Here is an 18003-nt window from a genome sequence, read left to right on the forward strand (position 1 = left end):
TCAACTTTCCCTTCTGACGGCGGGGGTGGGGGTGGTGACCGGGGCGGTCAGCAGGGCCCGGGCGTGCCGGGCGGCTGCCGTGCCCTGGCCGGACGCGATCGCGGCGGCGAGCCGGCGGTGGCCGGCGACGTCGAGCAGCTCGGCGGCCCGGGCGTCCGGGGGGACGTCGCCCACGGCGAAGGTGCCGGCCACCAGGCTGTTGAACGCCAGCAGGTAGGCGGTGTTGCCGCTGCCCCGCACGATCAGCCACCAGATCGCGATGTTGGCCTCGTTCATCCGGTCCAGGTCGGGGGCGAGCGACCCGTACTCCTCGGCCGCCCGGACCAGCGCGGCGGTGACCTCCGGGTCGCCGCGCTCCGCGCAGAGCCGGGCCGCGTCGATCCCGACGCAGGCCCGCATCTCCAGCATGTCGCGGACCAGCGTCTCGACCGGGAGTACGTCACCCGAGCGGGCCAGCGAGAGTGCCAGGTCCAGCCCGGCGTGCACCCGCCAGTCGAGCACCCGGGTGGCGCCGCCCTGGCTGACCCGGACCAGGCCGAGTTGCTGGAGCCGGCGCAGCGCCTCGCGGACGGCGTGCCGGTTCACCGCGAACGCGGCGGCCAGCTCCCGCTCGCCGGGCAGCGTCTCCTCCGGCCGGTAGCGACCGCTGACGATGGCGTCGCGGAGCTGGCCGAAGACGTGGTCGGAGACCGAGGCGCGGGGGACGGGGGCGAAGGCCATGCGCAGCAGTGTGGCCCCGCACACATCAACCCGTCAACTGGTTGGACCAGATCAGACCGACCACCCTGCGGTGGCCGGGTGCGCACGCCTCGTATCCTTTCCGCCGAAGGCCCGCGAAGTGGAAGGGAGTCGGTGTGAGCGACCGGGTAGAGACGTTGGAGTTCCAGGCCGAGGCCCGTCAGCTGCTCCAGCTGATGGTGCACTCGATCTACTCGAACAAGGACGTCTTCCTGCGCGAACTGATCTCGAACGCCTCCGACGCGCTGGACAAGCTGCGCCTGGAGTCGCTGGTCGACAAGGACCTCCAGGTCGACACCGACGACCTGCACGTCGAGATCGAGGTCGACAAGGACGCCCGCACGCTCACCGTGCGGGACAACGGGATCGGCATGTCCCGCGACGAGGTGGTCGGGCTCATCGGCACGATCGCCAAGTCCGGCACGGCGGAACTGCTGCGCACGCTGCGCGAGACGAAGGACGCGGCCGCCTCGCAGGAGCTGATCGGCCAGTTCGGCGTCGGGTTCTACGCCACCTTCATGGTCGCCGACAAGGTGACCCTGCTGACCCGCCGCGCCGGGCAGGCCGGCGGCACCCGCTGGGAGTCCACGGGCGAGGGCACCTACTCCATCGAGGCGGTCGACACCGCGCCGCAGGGCACCTCGGTCACCCTGCACCTCAAGCCGGCCGACGACGAGGACAACCTGCACGACTACACGGCCGAGTGGACCATCCGCGAGATCGTCAAGCGCTACTCCGACTTCATCGCCTGGCCGATCCGGATGACCGTGGAGAAGCCGGGCGAGGACGGCGCCACCACCCGCGAGGAGCAGACGCTCAACTCGATGAAGGCGCTCTGGGCGCGGGCCAGGGACGAGGTCGACGAGGCCGAGTACAAGGAGTTCTACCGGCACGTCGCGCACGACTGGGCCGACCCCCTGGAAACCATCCACATGCGGGGCGAGGGCACCTTCGAGTACGAGGCGCTGCTCTTCCTGCCCTCGCACGCCCCGCTCGACCTGTTCTCCCCGCAGGGCCGCCGGGGCGTGCAGCTCTACGTCAAGCGCGTGTTCATCATGGACGACTGCGACGCGCTGATGCCCAACTACCTGCGCTTCGTCAAGGGCGTGGTGGACGCGCACGACCTGTCGCTGAACATCTCCCGGGAGATCCTCCAGCAGGACCGGCAGATCCGGGCCGTGCGCCGCCGCCTGGTCAAGAAGGTCCTCGCCACCCTCAAGGGCCTCTCCGCCGAGTCGTACCGCACCTTCTGGGGCGAGTTCGGCGCGGTGGTCAAGGAGGGCCTGCTGGAGGACCCGGACAACACCGAGGCCCTGCTGGACCTGGTCCGGGCGGCCAGCACCCACGACCCGGCCGAGCTGACCACGCTGCGCGACTACGTCGAGCGGATGAAGGACGGCCAGACCGAGATCTACTACGCCACCGGCGAGAACCGGGCCACCATCGAGAACTCCCCGCACCTGGAGGCGTTCCGCGCCAAGGGCTACGAGGTGCTCATCCTCACCGACCCGGTCGACGAGGTGTGGGTCGAGCGGGTCGGCGCGTACGACGGGAAGACGCTGCGCTCGGTCGCCAAGGGCCAGGTCGACCTGGAGACCGACGAGGAGAAGGAGCGGGCCGAGGCCGAGCGGCAGGAGTACGCCGACCTGCTCACCTGGATGACCGGCGCGCTGGCCGACAGCGTCAAGGAGGTCCGGCTCTCCACCCGGCTCACCACCTCGCCGGCCTGCGTGGTGGGCGACGCGCACGACATGACGCCCACGCTGGAGAAGATGTACCGGGCCATGGGGCAGGAGGTGCCCCGGGTCAAGCGGATCCTGGAGCTCAACCCGACCCACCCGCTCGTCACCGGGCTGCGCAAGGCGCACGAGCAGGGCGCCGAGAACAGCGCCCTGACCGAGACCGCCGAGCTGCTGTACGGCATGGCGCTGCTGGCCGAGGGCGGGGAACTGGCCGACCCGGCCCGGTTCACCCGGATCCTCGCCGACCGGCTCGCCCGGAGCCTGTAGGCCGGGCGGCCCGCCGGCCCCGGGGCTCCTGCCCAGGGCCGGCGGGCCGTCAGCCGCCCACCAGTCGCGCCAGGTGGTCCGTCTCGTGGGCCGAGGGCTCGGCCGGCCCGCTGCGCAGCAGTCGCCACCGGGTCGTGGCGCCGTCCGGGCCGGCGAGCGAGCCGCCCGCCAGCGCCCGGTCGATGTCCTGCCGGACCCGCTGCTCCCGGTGCGGCTCGGTGGCGAAGAGGATGCGCAGGCGCAGCTCGTCGCCGACCCGCTCGGCCCGGGTGTGGTGCGGCGCGACCGGGCAGGGCGGCTCGTGTTCCCAGTGCCCGCAGAGCGCGACCGTCACGGCCGCGCCGGGCGCGCCGTCGTCGGCGTCCGGCGGCACGGCCAGGACGGCGTGGTGGGCGTACCCCTGTCGCATCCCGTCATTGTGCCGCGCGGCGGCGACGGATCACGGCAGGCCGGGGTAGAGGGCGGCGACGCCGCCGGAGAGGCCGGCGAGGACCTGGCGGGAGGTCTCGTCGGCGACGATCTCGTACCGGTCGGCCTCGATCCCGTCGACGGCGAGCCGGGCGATCTCCGCGGGGTCGGACTTCGGCGCGGTCACGTGGGCGGCCATGTCGGTGTCCATGTAGCCGACGTGCAGGCCGGCGACGCGGACGCCCCGGTCGGCGAGCTGCGTGCGGAGCGCGTTGGTCATCGACCACTCGGCCGCCTTGGCCGCGCCGTACGCCCCCACCTGCGGGAACGTGATCCAGGACAGGGCGGAGAGGATGTTCAGGACCGTCCCGCCGCCGTTGGCCGCGATCCGCGGCGCGAAGGCCCGCACCACCGACAGCGTGCCGAGGTAGTGGGTCTCCAGCTCCAGCCGGATCTCCGCGAGGTCACCGTCGAGCAGGTCGGCGCCGGTGCTCACGCCGGCGTTGTTGACCAGCAGGGTCACGTCGCCGGCCAGCTCGGCGGCGGCCGCCACCGACGCGGGGTCGGTGATGTCCAGCCGCACCGGGGTGACGCCGGGCAGGTCGACGGTGTCCGGGTTGCGGGCGCCGGCGTACACGGTGGCGCCCCGGGCCAGCAGTTCGGCGGCCAGGTGCCGGCCGAAGCCGCGGTTGGCCCCGGTGACCAGGGCGCTGCGTCCAGCGATCTTCATGTCGTTGCTCCTGAGGTGGGAAGGGGTGGGTGGTCAGGACGGCAGGAGGCCCGGCCCGGGCAGCAGCTCGACCTGGTCGGCCGGCACGTCGTGGCCGGCCGCGCAACGCAGCGCCACGTGCACCGCCGCGCCGCAGTCGTGGTGGGCCAGCCGGACCGACGGCTCCTCGACGGCGTACGTGTCGCCCCACTCGCGCAGGGCGGCGAGCACCGGCAGCAGGTCGCGCCCCTTGGCGGTGAGCACGTACTCGTCGCGGGTGCGCTGGCCGGGCTCCCGGTAGGGCCGCCGGTCGAGCAGCCCGTCGGCGACGAGTTGCTTGAGCCGGGCGGCGGCCACCGGTTCGCTGACGCCGACGCGGCGGGCGAAGTCGTCGAAGCGCCGGGTGCCGAACGAGGCCTCGCGCAGCAGGAGCAGGGTGGTGCGGTTGCCGACCACGTCGAGCGTGCGGGCGATCGAGCAGTTGGCCGTGGACCAGGAGTCGCGCTGCGCGAGGAAGTCCGTCATGGGCCTGACGCTACCCGGCTGACTTAGGAAAACAAAAGCCAGCTATCTCACGCCGCGCCCGGGAATATCCGCCGTCAGAGCTGCCCGGCGAAGAAGCCGTGCCGGGCCAGCGGCTCGACGATCTCCCGCTCCTCGTACGACAGGTGCGACAGCAGGGTGTCGGTGAGCAGGTCCACCGCCGCCTGGAGCTCGGTGAAGTCGCCCGGCTGCCGGATCAGGTCCACCAGCGCCCGGTCCACGCTCTCCACCACCCCGTGGATCACCACGTGTTCCTCCTCCAAGCGGTCCAGGACCGCCGCCAGCCCGGCGTCGGCGCGGCGCAGATGCGGGAAGATCGAGCTGTCCTCCAGGCCGTGGTGCTGCGTGACCGCCGTGCAGTACGCCGCGCAGTAGGCCCCGAGCGTCCAGTTGTTCTGCCGCATGGTCATCTCGTTCAGCACCGCCCGGGCGGCGTCCGGGGCGACGGCACCGCGCTTGACCTGTTCGAGCAGGTCCCGCACCTGGGCGAGCTCCTGGCGCAGGTGGTCGTGCACGTCCACCAGGTGCTGCCCCACGGCCTGCCCCCGGGGCGTGTAGACGTGCCCCGCCGGCGGTGGCGGCGCCGCCGGCCGGGTGGACTCGTCCCAGAGCCGGCGCGCGCTCACCCGTACCCCCGGATCGGGGGTGGGGGAGACCGCGAGCGTGGTCGACCCGCCGGCCTCGACGGCGGCCTGCTGCTCCTCGACGGCGCGGGCGCCGCTGCCCGGGGTGGTGCGCTCGGCGGCGACCAGCTCACGGACGGCGGGCGCCACCTCCTGGGCGAAGAGCTGGATGGCGCGCGGCTCATCGCTGCCGAGGATGAACGTGGCGATGCCGTGGTCCAGGGCGAGCCCGGTCAACTCCTCCACCCACTGCTCGGGCGGGCCGTCGAGGAAGCCGCCGGAGGACCGGGCGAAGGTGCCGTTGACGTTGAGCAGCCGCCGCACCGCGCCCGGCTCCCGCCCGGCCTCCGCGGCGGCCTCGTCGATCACCGCGTTCAGCGCCGGCAGCTCCGCCGGCCCCTTCGGCAGGTACGCCAGCGACGGCAGCCAGCCGTCCGCCGCGCGCCCGACCAGCCGCAGCATCCGCGGCTTGTACGCGCCGACCCACACCCGCACCGGGTGCGCCGGCGCCGGCCCGCGCTTCGCGCCGACCACCCGGTAGTGCTCGCCCTCGACGCGGATCATGCCGCGCCCCTCGGTGTCCCAGACCTCGCGGATCACCCGGATCGCCTCGTCGAGGGCGTCCACGGCCGCGCCGGGGGAGAGCCGCCGCCCGCCGACCGCCTCGATGGCCTCCCAGAAGGCGCCGGCGCCGAGGCCCAGCTCGACCCGGCCGCCGGTGAGCAGGTCCAGGCTGGCCACGCTGCGGGCCAGCACCACCGGCTGCCGCAGCGGAAGGTTGAGCACGTTCCCGGCCAGGGTGATGCGACTGGTGGCCGCGGCCACGAACGACATCAGCGTCCAGGTGTCCAGGAACCCCGGCTGGTAGGGGTGGTCCTGGAAGGTGACCAGGTCCAGGCCGACCTGCTCGCAGAGCTTGGCCCGGGCCACCACCTGCTCCGGCCGGCCGGCGGTGGGCGTGAGGAAGCCGCCGAAGGCCAGCTCGTGTCCGTGGTCGCTCATGCCTCGCCACCTCTTGCCGATCTTGCGGGAACCCTGCCACGGTAGCCCCCGCCGGCGCCGGCCCGCCCGGCGGTTCCGGAACCGGAAAGGATTGCTCACAGTCGATGCGAGCGGGCATAGGGTGCGGGTGAACGGCCTCAGCGTTCCTCCGGAAGGAGCGACCCGTGATCCGTCACCACCACCGCCCCCGTCCCCTCGGCCTCGCCCTCCTGCTCGTCGCGGTCACCGCCCTGGCCGCGCCCGCCCCGGCCACGGCGGCCGGCCTGCCGTACCAGGACCCGACGCTGCCCGTCGCCACCCGCGTCGCCGACCTGCTCGCCCGGATGACCCTCGACGAGAAGCTCGGCCAGATGACCCAGGCCGAACGCGGCTCGGTCACCGCGAGCGACCTCACCACGTACCGGCTCGGCTCGACCCTCTCCGGCGGCGGCTCCGCGCCCACGCCGAACACCGCCGCGTCCTGGGCCGACATGTACGACGGCTTCCAGCGTGCCGCCCTGGCCACCCCGCTCGGCATCCCGATGATCTACGGGGTCGACGCCGTGCACGGCCACAACAACGTGTACGGGGCGACCATCTTCCCGCACAACATCGGCCTCGGCGCGACCCGCGACCCGGCGCTGGTCCAGCAGATCGGCCAGGCCGTCGCCGAGGAGATCACGGGCACCGGTGTGGACTGGAACTTCGCCCCCTGCCTCTGCGTGGCCCGCAACGACCGGTGGGGCCGCACCTACGAGTCGTTCGGCGAGACCCCGGACCTGCCGGCGAGCCTGTCCACCCTGGTCACCGGCCTCCAGGGCCCCACCCTGGGCGGGCCCACGTCGGTGCTCGCTACCGCCAAGCACTACCTCGGCGACGGCGGCACCACCGGCGGCGACGACCAGGGCGACACCCAGCTCAGCGAGGCCGACCTGCGCGCCGTCCACCTGCCCCCGTTCCAGGCGGCGGTGCAGCGTGGCGTCGGCTCGGTGATGATCTCCTACAGCAGCTGGAACGGGGTGAAGCTGCACGGCCACCGCTACCTGATCACCGATGTCCTCAAGGGGGAGCTGGGCTTCTCCGGCTTCGTGGTCTCCGACTGGAACGGCATCGACCAGATCGACGGCGCCACCGGCTTCACCGCCGCCGAGGTCAGCGCCGCCGTCAACGCCGGCATCGACATGGTGATGGTGCCGGCGGCCTGGAAGACCTTCCTCAGCACGCTGCGGGCCGAGGTGCAGAACGGACACGTGCCGATGAGCCGGATCGACGACGCCAACCGGCGCATCCTCACCAAGAAGTTCGAGCTGGGGCTCTTCGAGCGGCCGTACAGCGACCGGAGCTGGACCCCGACGGTGGGCGACACCGCGCACCGCGCGCTGGCCCGCCAGGCCGTGCGCCAGTCCCAGGTGCTGCTCAAGAACGACGGCGGCGTGCTGCCGCTGGCCCGGGACAGCAACAAGATCTTCGTGGCCGGGAAGAACGCCGACAACATCGGCAACCAGAGCGGCGGGTGGACCATCTCCTGGCAGGGCTCCTCCGGCGCCGTCACCCCCGGCACCACCGTCCTCCAGGGCATCCGCGCCGCGGTCGGTCCGACCACGACGGTCGCCTACAACCAGCGCGGCACCGGCATCGACAAGACCTACCGGGCGGCGATCGCGGTGGTCGGCGAGACACCGTACGCCGAGGGGCAGGGCGACCGCGCCGGCAGCATGAGCCTGGACCGCGACGACCTGCGGACCATCACGACGCTGCGTAACTCGGGCGTGCCGGTGATCGTGGTCCTGGTCAGCGGCCGGCCGCTGGATGTCGCCGCCGAGCTGCCCCGGTGGAACGCGCTGCTGGCCGCCTGGCTGCCCGGTACCGAGGGCGGCGGGGTGGCCGACGTCCTCTTCGGTGGGTACGCGCCCACGGGCAAACTGCCGATGACCTGGATGAACTCGGTCAGCCAGCAACCGATCAACGCCGGCGACGGCAAGGTCCCGCTCTTCCCGCAGGGATACGGCCTGACCTACTGAGCCGCGCCTCATAAGCCCCCTTCGGACGGTGCGCAACCCGGACGCGGCGGCCGTCGCTCGGCCGGGTGAAGAACTTCACAAGAAGTGGGCGATCGTCCGAAACCGTTCCTAACGTCGTATCCGTTCGCGATCGCGGACACCACGGGCCGGCAACGCCTAATCCCGCCGCCGGCCCGGTGGTACCTGGACCTCAGGGCGGGAGCGGGGGACCCACACGTTCCTCGGTGCACGACACCTCGGGGTGAAGCCGCCTTCCGGCGGCCGGGCTCCTCGGCCCGAACCCGACAGCTCACCTCGTCGGCGTGGAGGAAAACCACATGGCAATGGAACACGTCGCCCGTCATCGCCGGACCGCGCAGCGTCGCACCGCCGTCGGGGCGCTCGTCGTCGGCGCCGCCACCGGCGCCGCCGCCCTCCTCGGCCCGGCCGCCCCGGCGAGCGCCGCCGGCGTCAACTGGGACGCCGTCGCCCAGTGCGAGTCCGGCGGCAACTGGCACATCAACACCGGCAACGGCTACTACGGCGGGCTCCAGTTCTCCCGGAGCACCTGGAACGGCTACGGCGGCCAGAAGTACGCCAGCCGCGCCGACCTGGCCAGCCGCGGCGAGCAGATCGCCATCGCCGAGAAGGTCCTCGACGGGCAGGGCATCGGCGCCTGGCCGGTCTGCGGCAAGAAGGGCGGCTCCACCAAGAAGTACGCCAGCAAGGACTCGGGCTCGACGAAGTCCGCCAAGAAGGCCACCAAGGACCGGAAGTCGCGCGCCGACCGGCCGGTCACCCGCAACGAGCGGCGTGCCACGCCGAGCACGAGTGGCGCCGGAAGCTACCTCGTCCGGTCCGGAGACACCCTCTCCGAGATCGCCGACGCGAGGAACGTGGCCGGTGGTTGGCGCGGCCTCTACGAGCGCAACAAGGACGTCGTCGGCGCGGACCCGGGCCTGATCTTCCCGGGTCAGAAGCTGCGCCTGCGCTGAGACCCCACCGGATCGGGCCCCGCGCGGGCCGGTCCACCGCACCACGAACGCCCGGCCGGGGTTCCTGGCCGGGCGTTCGGCGTCGCACCGGGCCGGCCGGGCTCACCGGCGTCGGCGTCGGGGGCGGTTGCTATCGTCACGGTGCTCGGAAAGACGTGAAGAAAGCGCGGATATGACCAACGACCCGTTCTCCGCGGCCGCGAGCCTCGACGAGCTGCTGACCAGGACCCAACAGGCGCTCTCCGCGATGCGGTCCCGGGCCGCCGAGCACCCCGACGGCGCGCCGGGCGAGCTGCTCCGGGCCGAGGGCATCGCGGCCGGCGGCCGGGTCCGTGCCGTCGCCGTCCAGGGTGGCCGGCTGGAGTCCGTCACCGTCGACCCGGCGTTGGCCGGGGAGTCCATGGAGACCCTCTGCGGGCACCTGGTGTCGGCCGTGAACGCCGCCCTCACCGAGCTGGACGCCCGGGTCAGCGCCTCGGCCCAGGCCGACGTGGACGCCCTCGCCGCGCGGCTCGGCGGCCTGCCGGAGCAGTCCGCGCGGGAGATGGAGCGATTCGGGCGGGCGATGGAGGGCGTCGCGGCCCGGATCCGCCGCGACGGCGCCGACTCCCGCGCGGCCCGCCCGGCCTGAAACCCGGCCGCCGCCGGCCGCCGAGGGTATGCGGGCCGCGACGGACGGCGGGGACGACGAAGCGGCCGGCCGTCGGGAGGACGACGACCGGCCGCTCCGCTGCGGTCAGCTCAGGGTGACCGCGGTGTCGTCGACGACGAAGGAGGTCTGCAGGGAGCTGTCCTCCACGCCGCTGAAGGAGATGGTGGCGGTGGTGCCGGCCAGCGACGAGATGTCGAAGGACCGCTGCACGTAGCCGGTGGCCTTGTTGAGGTTGGAGTAGGTGGCCAGGGTGGTGCTGCCCGCCTTGACGGTCAGTTTGTCGTAGGCGGTGGTCGTGGTCGACTCCGCGCTGTCGATGTGCAGCCAGAAGCTCAGCGTCGCCCGGCAACCGGCGGGGATCGTCACCGACTGCGTGAGCGTGTCGGTGTGCGTCGAGCCGTAGCCGTCGAGCCACGCCTTGTACGAGCCGCCGTGCGCGGCCTGCGCCGTGTCGTTCGTGATGACGCCGGAGCTCGCGCTCCAGCTCACGTTGCCCGACTCGAAGCCGGGGTTGGCCAGCTTCTGGCCGGTGCAGCTGCCCGACGGCGGGGTGGTCGTGGTGGTCGGGGTCGGCGTCGGGGTGCCGGTGCAGGTCGCCTCACCGGTCTGCGCCGGCACGCTGACGGCGTTCCAGGCGGCCTTGACCGCGTCGAACTCGGCGCAGCTGTTCGGGTAGAGGTTCTTCGCCGCCTGCAGCGTCCAGACCCGGTACTTCAGGTACGACGAGGACGAGGTCTTCAGCAGCATCGCGTTGTACATGATCTTCATGGCCTTCTGGATGCCCAGGCCGGTCACGCTGCTGCCGTTGCAGGTGGAGCTGGCGGGCTGGCCGTTGGTCGGGCTGCTGCCGTTGGCCAGCAGGTAGAACCAGTGGTTGCCCGGGCCGGCCGCGGCGTGCACCTCGGTGCTGGGGATGCTGCTGGAGTAGCAGTTCGGGTCGCCCAGCGCCGACGGGTTGTACATGTTGCGGATCGGGCCGCTGCCCACCAGGTTGACCTTCTCGCCGACCAGGAAGTCGGGAGCGTCGTAGCTGGACGGCTCGTTGGCGAACCACTCGGTGGCCGCGCCGAAGGTGTCGGCGACGAATTCCTGGGTGCCCGAGCCGGAGATGCCGCCCGGGGTGTGGTCGTCGATGCCGTGGCCGATCTCGTGGGCCACCACGTCGAGCGAGCCGATCCACTGGCCCGAGGTGTTCTTGCCGATCTGGACCTGGGTGCCGTCGTAGTAGGCGTTCTGGTCGTTCAGGCCCACCCGGATCGGCCAGTAGCCGCCGTTGCCGTCGGCGCCGTTGCGGCCCAGCCACTGCGCGAGCATCTTGTGCTCGGTCTGAGCGGCGAACAGCGCGTCGACGCAGCCGGTCTCCTTGTTGGTGGCGGTGCCGTTGCCCCAGACGTCGTCCGAGCCGCTGAACGTCGTGTTGGTCGCGGCGTCCTGGCAGCTCAGGTTGGTGACCGTCGGGTCCTTCATGGAGTACGTGCTGCCCGACAGGGTGGTGTTCAGGCTCAGCGGGCTGGGCCCGTTCCACGCCCCGGTGCCGGTGCCGTGCACGATGCGCTCCTGCTTGCGCAGCACGGTGCCGGTGAGGGCGTCGACGTCGACGGTGAGCCGGCTCGGGCCCTCGGCGTCGGTGCCGCGCACCGTGGTCTCCCAGGCCAGCGCCGGCTTGGCGCCGAGGGTGTAGACGACCAGGTTGGTGCCCTCGACGGTGCTGACCGACTTGAGCTGGGCCCGCGAGGTCTTCGCCGCGGCCGTCGAGGTCACCTTCGGCGTGGTGGCGAGGCTGCCGATGGCCTGCTGCTGCGCGACGGAGGCGTACTTCAGGTTGCCGGCCGCGTCGGTGGCCAGCACGAAGTCACCGCCGACCACGGGCAGGCCCTTGTAGGTGCGCTCGTAGGGCACGTACTGGGTGCCCTCGGAGGAGATGACCGGCTTCTGCACGAACGCTTCGTCCGAGCTGGCGTGCAGGTAGGCGGGCCGGTCGGCGACCAGCGCGCGCGCCGAGTCGGCGGCGATCGCGCGGGCCTGGGCGGCGTCGGGGGCGGCGGGGCCGGGCGGCGCGGCCTGCACCGCCGCGGCGGTGCCCGCGGCGATCAGCCCGGCCGCCGCCGCGCCGGAGAGCGCGACGAGGCGAGGTGAGAGCTTCAAGGGGGTTCGCTCCTGTTCCTAGGCGCGCCGCACGGAGCCCGGTGGGGACGGGCGGCGCGGTGTTGCGAGGCGGGGGACGGTCGGTCTCCGAGGCTGCCGGCGTGGCCCCGGTTCGACAGATCGACCGTCGGCGAGCCCCCGGGGTCGGCGACTCGCTGGGGGCACAATCACATGGCCCCGGGCCGGGATCAATGGGTGACCCGGGCAACCGACGCCTCCCGGCCGCCGCGTCCTCGCCGGCAATTGAGGAAGCCATGATCTTCAATAGGGCCTGATCAGGCCGAATGTTCTCCGTGGTGGACGGTGGCCGGTCCGATCTGCGGTGATTGCCGCTGTGTGCGTATGGCGCGCATTGCCCCCTCGGTCGAGCCGCTGATCTCCCGCACCGTCCGGTCCGCCGGCCGGTGCCGAACGGCCCGCGAATGATCACCCGTTCGGCCCCACGGGTCGCGTCGGTCCGGGGCGCACGACATTGATGACGTGAGGTAGGCCGCGTATCGCGGCCGGCGTTCGGTCTTTCGTCTGTTCCGTAGAAAAGTATTTGATGGAACGACGAAAGCTATGGACACGCTGAGAGTAAGTCAGTAGGGTCGGTCCCTATCAATATGTTTCGTCGAGATGAACTACCGGCACGGTAGCCCTCGACGGTGGGCCCTCCGGGCGGCGCAACCCGTCCGCGGACCACGACCGGCCAGCCATGGCCACCCCGGGTCGACGCCACCACGCGGCCGCGCCTCACCGGCCGCCCGATGCCCGTACCCGACCAACCCCTTCAGCTCCGCGATACCACCGTGCGCGGCGACCGCCGCCGCCCCGGTGGCGCTCCACCATCCATATCGGACGACCGTGGCCCGGCCACGGCCGGGGATCCCGTGCGGCCAGGGGAGGGGACGCACGGACGACGCCGGCACGACAGCTCCGCCGACCGACCCACCGACGCACGCTGCTCCCGGACCGTGAAAGAGGAAGCCATGAACGCACATCCACCGCCGAACCGGCGCTCCGCCAGCCGGCTCCGGAGACCGGTGGCCGCCCTCGCCACGCTGGCGCTGCTGCTGACCACCGCGCTCTCCTCGTCCCCGGCCAACGCCCGGCCGACCGACCCGGAACGCTCCGCGCGGGCCACCGCCGCGGCCCCGTTGCAGGCCCAGGTGCTCACCTGGACGGCAGGGGACAACTTCCTCGCCTACCGCTCCGCCCCCACCACCGCCGTCGCCGGACCGGCCACCCTCGTCTTCGAGAACAGCGCAGCCACCGGCAACACCACCGGCATGCAGCACACCCTGACCTTCGAGACGTCGGACCCGGCCTACAACAGCGACGTCGACGTGAACATCCTGGCCGATCCGACCGACGCCAACGGCGGGCGGTGGACGGTCGACGTGGTGCTCTCCCCGGGCACCTACCGCTACTTCTGCTCCATCCCGGGCCACGGCGGCATGACCGGCCTGCTGGTCGTCGGCGGCGGCGGCTCGGACACCACGGCCCCGACGGTCGCCGCCGCCGTGACCGGGGAGAAGGACGCCAACGGCGCGTACCTGGGCAGCGCGACGGTCACCCTCACCGCCACCGACACCGGCTCCGGCGTCGACCGGGTCGAGTACGCCCTGGACGGCGGCGCGTACGGCACCTACTCCGCGCCGGTGACGGTGAACCAGCCGGGGCAGCACACGGTGAGCTACCGGGCCACCGACAAGGCGGGCAACACGTCTTCGCCGCAGCAGGTGTCGTTCACCGTGGTCGAACCGCCGCCGACGGACACCACGGCGCCGACCGTGACCGCCGCGGTGACCGGGCAGCGGGACGCCGCGGGGGCGTACGTGGGAAGCGCCACCGTGACCCTGACCGCCGCCGACGCCGAGTCGGGGGTCGACCGGGTCGAGTACGCCCTGGACGGCGGCGCGTACGGCACCTACTCCGCGCCGGTGACCGTGAACCAGCCGGGGCAGCACACGGTGAGCTACCGGGCCACCGACAAGGCGGGCAACACGTCGTCGCCGCAGCAGGTCGCGTTCACCGTGGTCGAACCGGCCCCGGCGGACACCACGCCGCCGACCGTCACCGCCGCGGTGACCGGCGAGAAGGACACCACCGGGGCGTACGTGGGCGGCGCGACGGTCACCCTGACGGCCGCCGACAGCGGCTCCGGCGTCGACCGGGTCGAGTACTCCCTCGACGGGCAGCCCTACGCCGGCTACACCGCCCCGGTGGCGGTGAACCAGCCGGGGCAGCACACGGTGAGCTACCGGGCCACCGACAAGGCGGGCAACACCTCGTCGCCGCAGCAGGTCGCGTTCACCGTGGTCGAGCCGACCCCGGCGGACACCACGCCGCCGACCGTGACCGCCGCGGTGACCGGCCAGCGGGACGCCACCGGGGCGTACCTGGGCAGCGCCACGGTCACCGTCTCGGCCAGCGACACCGGGTCCGGCGTGGCGAAGGTCGAGTACGCGCTCGACGGGGCCGCCTACGGCACCTACTCCGCACCGGTCACGGTGAACCAGCCGGGGCAGCACACGGTGAGCTACCGGGCCACCGACAAGGCGGGCAACACCTCGCCACCGCAGCAGGTGTCGTTCACCGTGGTCGAGCCGACCCCGGCGGACACCACGCCGCCCACCGTCACGGCCGCCGTGACGGGGCAGAAGGACACCAACGGCAACTACCTCGGCGCCGGCACGGTCACCCTCACCGCCAGCGACAGCGGATCGGGCGTCGACCGGGTCGAGTACTCCCTCGACGGCCAGCCGTACGCGGCGTACTCCGCGCCGGTCACCGTCAACCAGGTCGGGGCGCACACGGTGAGCTACCGAGCCACCGACAAGGCGGGCAACACGTCGTCGCCCCAACAGGTGTCGTTCACCGTGGTCGACCCGCCCGCGCCCGACACCACGCCGCCCACCGTCACGGCCGCCGTCACCGGGCAACTCGACGACGCCGGGGCCTACCTGGGCAGCGCCACGGTCACGCTGACCGCCGCCGACAGCGGCTCCGGGGTGGACCGCGTCGAGTACTCGCTCGACGGCCAGCCGTACGCCCGCTACACCGCGCCGGTCACCGTCGACCGGGCCGGGGCCCACACGCTGAGCTACCGGGCCACCGACCGGGCCGGCAACACCTCCGGCACCGCCTCGGTCAGCTTCACGGTGGTCGCCAGCGGGCCGCAGCCCGAGTGCGTCAAGGACACCCGGCCCACCGTCTGGCTCGGCACCGTCGACAGCGGCGTACCGAACCGGGTGGTCCAGGGCGACTGCACCATCAACGCCGTCATCGACGACGAGCGGAGCTGGCCCAACCACGGGGAGTTCGTCTCCTCCGTCACCGCGATCGCCGAGCACCTGCACCACCTGGGCGTCATCACCCACACCGAGCACGGCCGCCTCGTCAGCGCCGCCGCCCGCTCCGGCGTCGGCAAGCCGGCGGGCAAGGACGGCTACCAGCCGATCCTCGACTCCTCCACGGCGTCCTTCGGGCGCTGGCAGCAGGTCGGCGCCGGCGGGTTCGCCCGCAACGCCGACGGCTCCATCACCAGCCGGCCGGTGCCCGGGCTCGGCATGCTCTGGTACCCGGTCAGCGCGTACGGCGACTTCTCCCTGAAGCTCCAGTGGCGCGACGACGCGCCGGGGGAGGGCCGGGCCAACAGCGGCGTCTTCGTCCGCTTCCCGGACGTCCGGAACCATCCGGCCGAGTCCCGGCCGGAGTGGGTCGCCATCAAGTACGGCCACGAACTCCAGATCCTCGACCGGCCCGACGGTGACCGGTACAAGAGCGGCTCGGTGTACGGCTTCGACCAGGTCGGCCTCGCCGGCGCCGGGGTCACGCCGAAGGGCACCTGGAACGACTACGAGATCCGCGTGGTCGGCCAGCACTACTCGGTCTTCCGCAACGGCGTGCTGATCAACGAGTACGTCAACGCGCCGGGCGCGGTCTTCGACCCGCCGCGGGCGGACGACCCGGGGACCGCCGGCCGGCAGCACACCACCGGATACGTCGGCCTGCAGAACCACGGCACCGGTGACGTCGTCAGCTTCCGGAACGTGCGGATCGCCCCGCTGACCGCCTGCTGTCCGGGCGGCGCCGCGAACACCTGCTGCTGAACGAGCGAAAGGGACACCACCATGGCAAGGAACAGGATCGACCGCCGTACCCTCCTGCGGGGTCTGGCCGGCTCCACGGTCGCCGTCAGCGCGGCGAGCCTGGCCGGCGCGGCGCCGGCCGGAGCCGCCGACGGGGGCTGCGGCAAGCTCATCCCGCAGGGGCACGTGGGCATCCAGCTCTACAGCGTTCGCGACAAGATCGCCCAGGTCGGCTTCGCCGCCGTCTTCGAGGAGCTGTCCCGGATCGGCTACCGGGAGGTGGAGTTCGCCGGCTACACCCAGGGGTCGGTCGGCGCCATCACCCCGGAGCAGATCCGCCGGCTGCTCGACGACAACGGGCTCAAGGCGGCCGGCAGCCACCGCGGGCTGAACGACTTCCGCACCAACCTGGAGTGGGAGCTGGAGGTGGCCGAGATCCTCGGCATGCCGGCGATCGGCACCGCCCAGGCCCCCACCGGCGACCGGACCATCGCCGGCTACCAGCGGGCCGCCGCCGAGTTCAACGCCTGGGGCGCGGCCGCCGCCGCCCGCGGCCTCAAGCTCTACCAGCACAACCACACCATCGAGTTCGCCTTCGCGACGGACCGGCCGGACGTGCGGCTCTACGACCTCTTCCTCGAACTCACCGACCCCCGGTACGTCTTCCTGGAGATGGACATCCTGTGGGCGTACGGCGGGGCGCGGAAGTATCCGGGCTTCCGGCCGGTGGACTACGTCAACGCCCACCCGGACCGCTATCCGCTCTTCCACGTCAAGGACGGTGTGCCGCTGCCCGACCCGCAGCAGGGCAACTCCTACGCCGACGTGGAGTTCGGCGCCGGGGTGATCCCGTTCGCCGAGTTCTTCGGCGAACTCAAGGGTCGGGGGCGCTTCGAGTTCCTCTGGGAGCAGGACTCCGCGCCGGGCGCACAGCCCAACCCGCCCGGCTCGCTGGGCGCGGCGGAGCGCAGCTACCAGCGGATGGTCGACCTGCGGGGTGCCCGGTGAGCGCCTGGCGGCTGGTCGAGGAGGAGTCCGGGCCGCGGGAGCCCCGCGTCGGACGCACCCGCACCGGTGGCCGGCGGATGCTGGTCGTCGCGGCGGTCGTGCTGCTCACCCTGGTTGGCGCCGGCGGGCTGGCCGCGGCCCGCACCGGGATGTTCGCCGAGCGGCCGGACGGCTGCGCCAAGCCGGACCGGACCATCCAGCTGTACGCGGTGGAGCTGCCGAAGGACGGCACCCAGGTCCGGCTCGGTTACGGCCTCACCCCGCAGACGGCCTCGTACCCGGGCCCGCTCATGGAGATGACGGAGGGGGAGTGCCTCGCCATCACCCTGCACAACCAGGTGCCCGAGGCCACCTTGGCGGCGCTGCGGACCAGCCCGACCCATCCGCTGGGCGTCTCGCTGCACGTGCACGGAGTCAAGTACACCCAGGACTCCGACGGCACGGTGCAGAGCGGCTCGTACGTCCCGTCGGGCGGGTCCCGCACCTACACCTGGTACGCCCAGCCCCGCAACAACCGGACCGGGACGCCGGGAACCGCCGGCTACTGGTGGTACCACGACCACGTGGTCGGCGGACCGCACGGCACGCAGGGCCTGTCCGCCGGCCTCTTCGGCGGCCTGGTGGTCCGGCGTTCCGGCGACCCGAAGCCGGACCGGACCTACACGGTGGCCTTCGGTGACCGGCAGAGCATCAACCTGCGCCGGGGCGAGGCCACCGACACCTGCACCGAGGTGAACCCCCAGCCCGGGCCGACCTGCCTGGTCGCCCGCAAGGGGGAGCGGGTGGAGTTCGTGGTGGTCGGCATCGGCAACGACATGCACACCTTCCACCTGCACGGGCACTCCTGGGCGGACACCCGGACCGGGGTGGTGAGCAACGGCCAGCCGTTCGCCGACCAGGTGCCGATCATCGACAACAAGACGCTCGGCCCGGGTGACTCGTTCGGCGCCCAGGTGATGGCCGGCGACTCGGTCGGGCCGGGCCACTGGATGCTGCACTGCCACATGCAGTTCCACTCCGACGCCGGGATGTCCACCATGCTGCACGTCCTCGACGAGAACGGGAACATGCCGCCCGGCATGGACCACGAGCACGGCGTCGCCGGGGCTGCCCCGG

The 18003-nt window shown here is 72.6% G+C and carries 13 protein-coding genes and 1 riboswitch; of the genes, 7 read left to right on the forward strand and 6 right to left on the reverse strand.

Annotated elements, in window-relative coordinates; genetic code table 11:
- Window positions 1-720: a FadR/GntR family transcriptional regulator gene (locus IEY96_RS22980; RefSeq protein ID WP_189196884.1), complete on the reverse strand. Its 720-nt coding sequence runs from the start codon at window positions 718-720 to the stop codon at window positions 1-3.
- Between the two features lie 134 nt (window positions 721-854).
- Between IEY96_RS22980 and htpG the strand changes: the two genes are divergently transcribed.
- A complete protein-coding gene (gene htpG, locus IEY96_RS22985; RefSeq protein WP_189196885.1) occupies window positions 855-2747 on the forward strand; it encodes a molecular chaperone HtpG in 1893 nt (630 codons plus the stop codon).
- A 49-nt stretch (window positions 2748-2796) separates the two neighbouring features.
- On the opposite strand, the gene IEY96_RS22990 is transcribed toward htpG, so the two are convergent.
- The 4 genes from IEY96_RS22990 to IEY96_RS23005 all read right to left on the reverse strand — a co-directional run bounded on the left by IEY96_RS22990 (window position 2797) and on the right by IEY96_RS23005 (window position 6032).
- Window positions 2797-3156, reverse strand: coding sequence for a hypothetical protein (locus IEY96_RS22990; RefSeq protein ID WP_189196886.1), 360 nt, complete (start codon window positions 3154-3156; stop codon window positions 2797-2799).
- Window positions 3157-3186: 30 nt separating this feature from the next.
- Window positions 3187-3885, reverse strand: a complete 699-nt coding sequence (locus tag IEY96_RS22995; protein WP_189196887.1) for an SDR family oxidoreductase — start codon at window positions 3883-3885, stop codon at window positions 3187-3189.
- 33 nt (window positions 3886-3918) lie between these two features.
- On the reverse strand, window positions 3919-4389 hold the full coding sequence (locus tag IEY96_RS23000; RefSeq protein ID WP_189196888.1) for a winged helix-turn-helix transcriptional regulator: 471 nt from the start codon (window positions 4387-4389) through the stop codon (window positions 3919-3921).
- 74 nt (window positions 4390-4463) lie between these two features.
- Window positions 4464-6032, reverse strand: coding sequence for an LLM class flavin-dependent oxidoreductase (locus IEY96_RS23005; protein ID WP_189196889.1), 1569 nt, complete (start codon window positions 6030-6032; stop codon window positions 4464-4466).
- 164 nt (window positions 6033-6196) lie between these two features.
- Between IEY96_RS23005 and IEY96_RS23010 the strand changes: the two genes are divergently transcribed.
- The 3 genes from IEY96_RS23010 to IEY96_RS23020 all read left to right on the forward strand — a co-directional run bounded on the left by IEY96_RS23010 (window position 6197) and on the right by IEY96_RS23020 (window position 9637).
- On the forward strand, window positions 6197-8032 hold the full coding sequence (locus IEY96_RS23010; RefSeq protein ID WP_229791812.1) for a glycoside hydrolase family 3 protein: 1836 nt from the start codon (window positions 6197-6199) through the stop codon (window positions 8030-8032).
- Window positions 8033-8175: 143 nt separating this feature from the next.
- A riboswitch (cyclic di-AMP (ydaO/yuaA leader) is annotated at window positions 8176-8350 on the forward strand.
- Window positions 8350-9006 (forward strand): LysM peptidoglycan-binding domain-containing protein, encoded by a 657-nt coding sequence (locus IEY96_RS23015; protein WP_189196890.1) that lies wholly within the window; start codon window positions 8350-8352, stop codon window positions 9004-9006. (Overlaps the previous riboswitch by 1 nt.)
- Before the next feature lie 172 nt (window positions 9007-9178).
- The gene (locus IEY96_RS23020) at window positions 9179-9637 is read left to right on the forward strand and encodes a YbaB/EbfC family nucleoid-associated protein (RefSeq protein WP_189196891.1); all 459 of its coding nucleotides are present in this window, start codon (window positions 9179-9181) and stop codon (window positions 9635-9637) included.
- Between the two features lie 105 nt (window positions 9638-9742).
- Here IEY96_RS23020 and IEY96_RS23025 read toward each other — a convergent pair whose 3' ends face one another.
- Window positions 9743-11803, reverse strand: a complete 2061-nt coding sequence (locus tag IEY96_RS23025; RefSeq protein WP_189196892.1) for a M4 family metallopeptidase — start codon at window positions 11801-11803, stop codon at window positions 9743-9745.
- Window positions 11804-12774: 971 nt separating this feature from the next.
- Between IEY96_RS23025 and IEY96_RS23030 the strand changes: the two genes are divergently transcribed.
- The 3 genes from IEY96_RS23030 to IEY96_RS23040 form a co-directional block, all read left to right on the forward strand.
- The gene (locus tag IEY96_RS23030) at window positions 12775-15900 is read left to right on the forward strand and encodes an OmpL47-type beta-barrel domain-containing protein (protein ID WP_229791813.1); all 3126 of its coding nucleotides are present in this window, start codon (window positions 12775-12777) and stop codon (window positions 15898-15900) included.
- 21 nt (window positions 15901-15921) lie between these two features.
- Window positions 15922-16887, forward strand: coding sequence for a sugar phosphate isomerase/epimerase family protein (locus IEY96_RS23035; protein WP_189196893.1), 966 nt, complete (start codon window positions 15922-15924; stop codon window positions 16885-16887).
- The coding region (locus IEY96_RS23040) for a multicopper oxidase domain-containing protein (RefSeq protein ID WP_229791814.1) at window positions 16884-18003 on the forward strand (1120 nt) is incomplete at its 3' end. The genes IEY96_RS23035 and IEY96_RS23040, both read left to right, overlap by 4 nt.

This window comes from Micromonospora fulviviridis, from assembly GCF_014648395.1.
Lineage (GTDB): Bacteria > Actinomycetota > Actinomycetes > Mycobacteriales > Micromonosporaceae > Micromonospora > Micromonospora fulviviridis.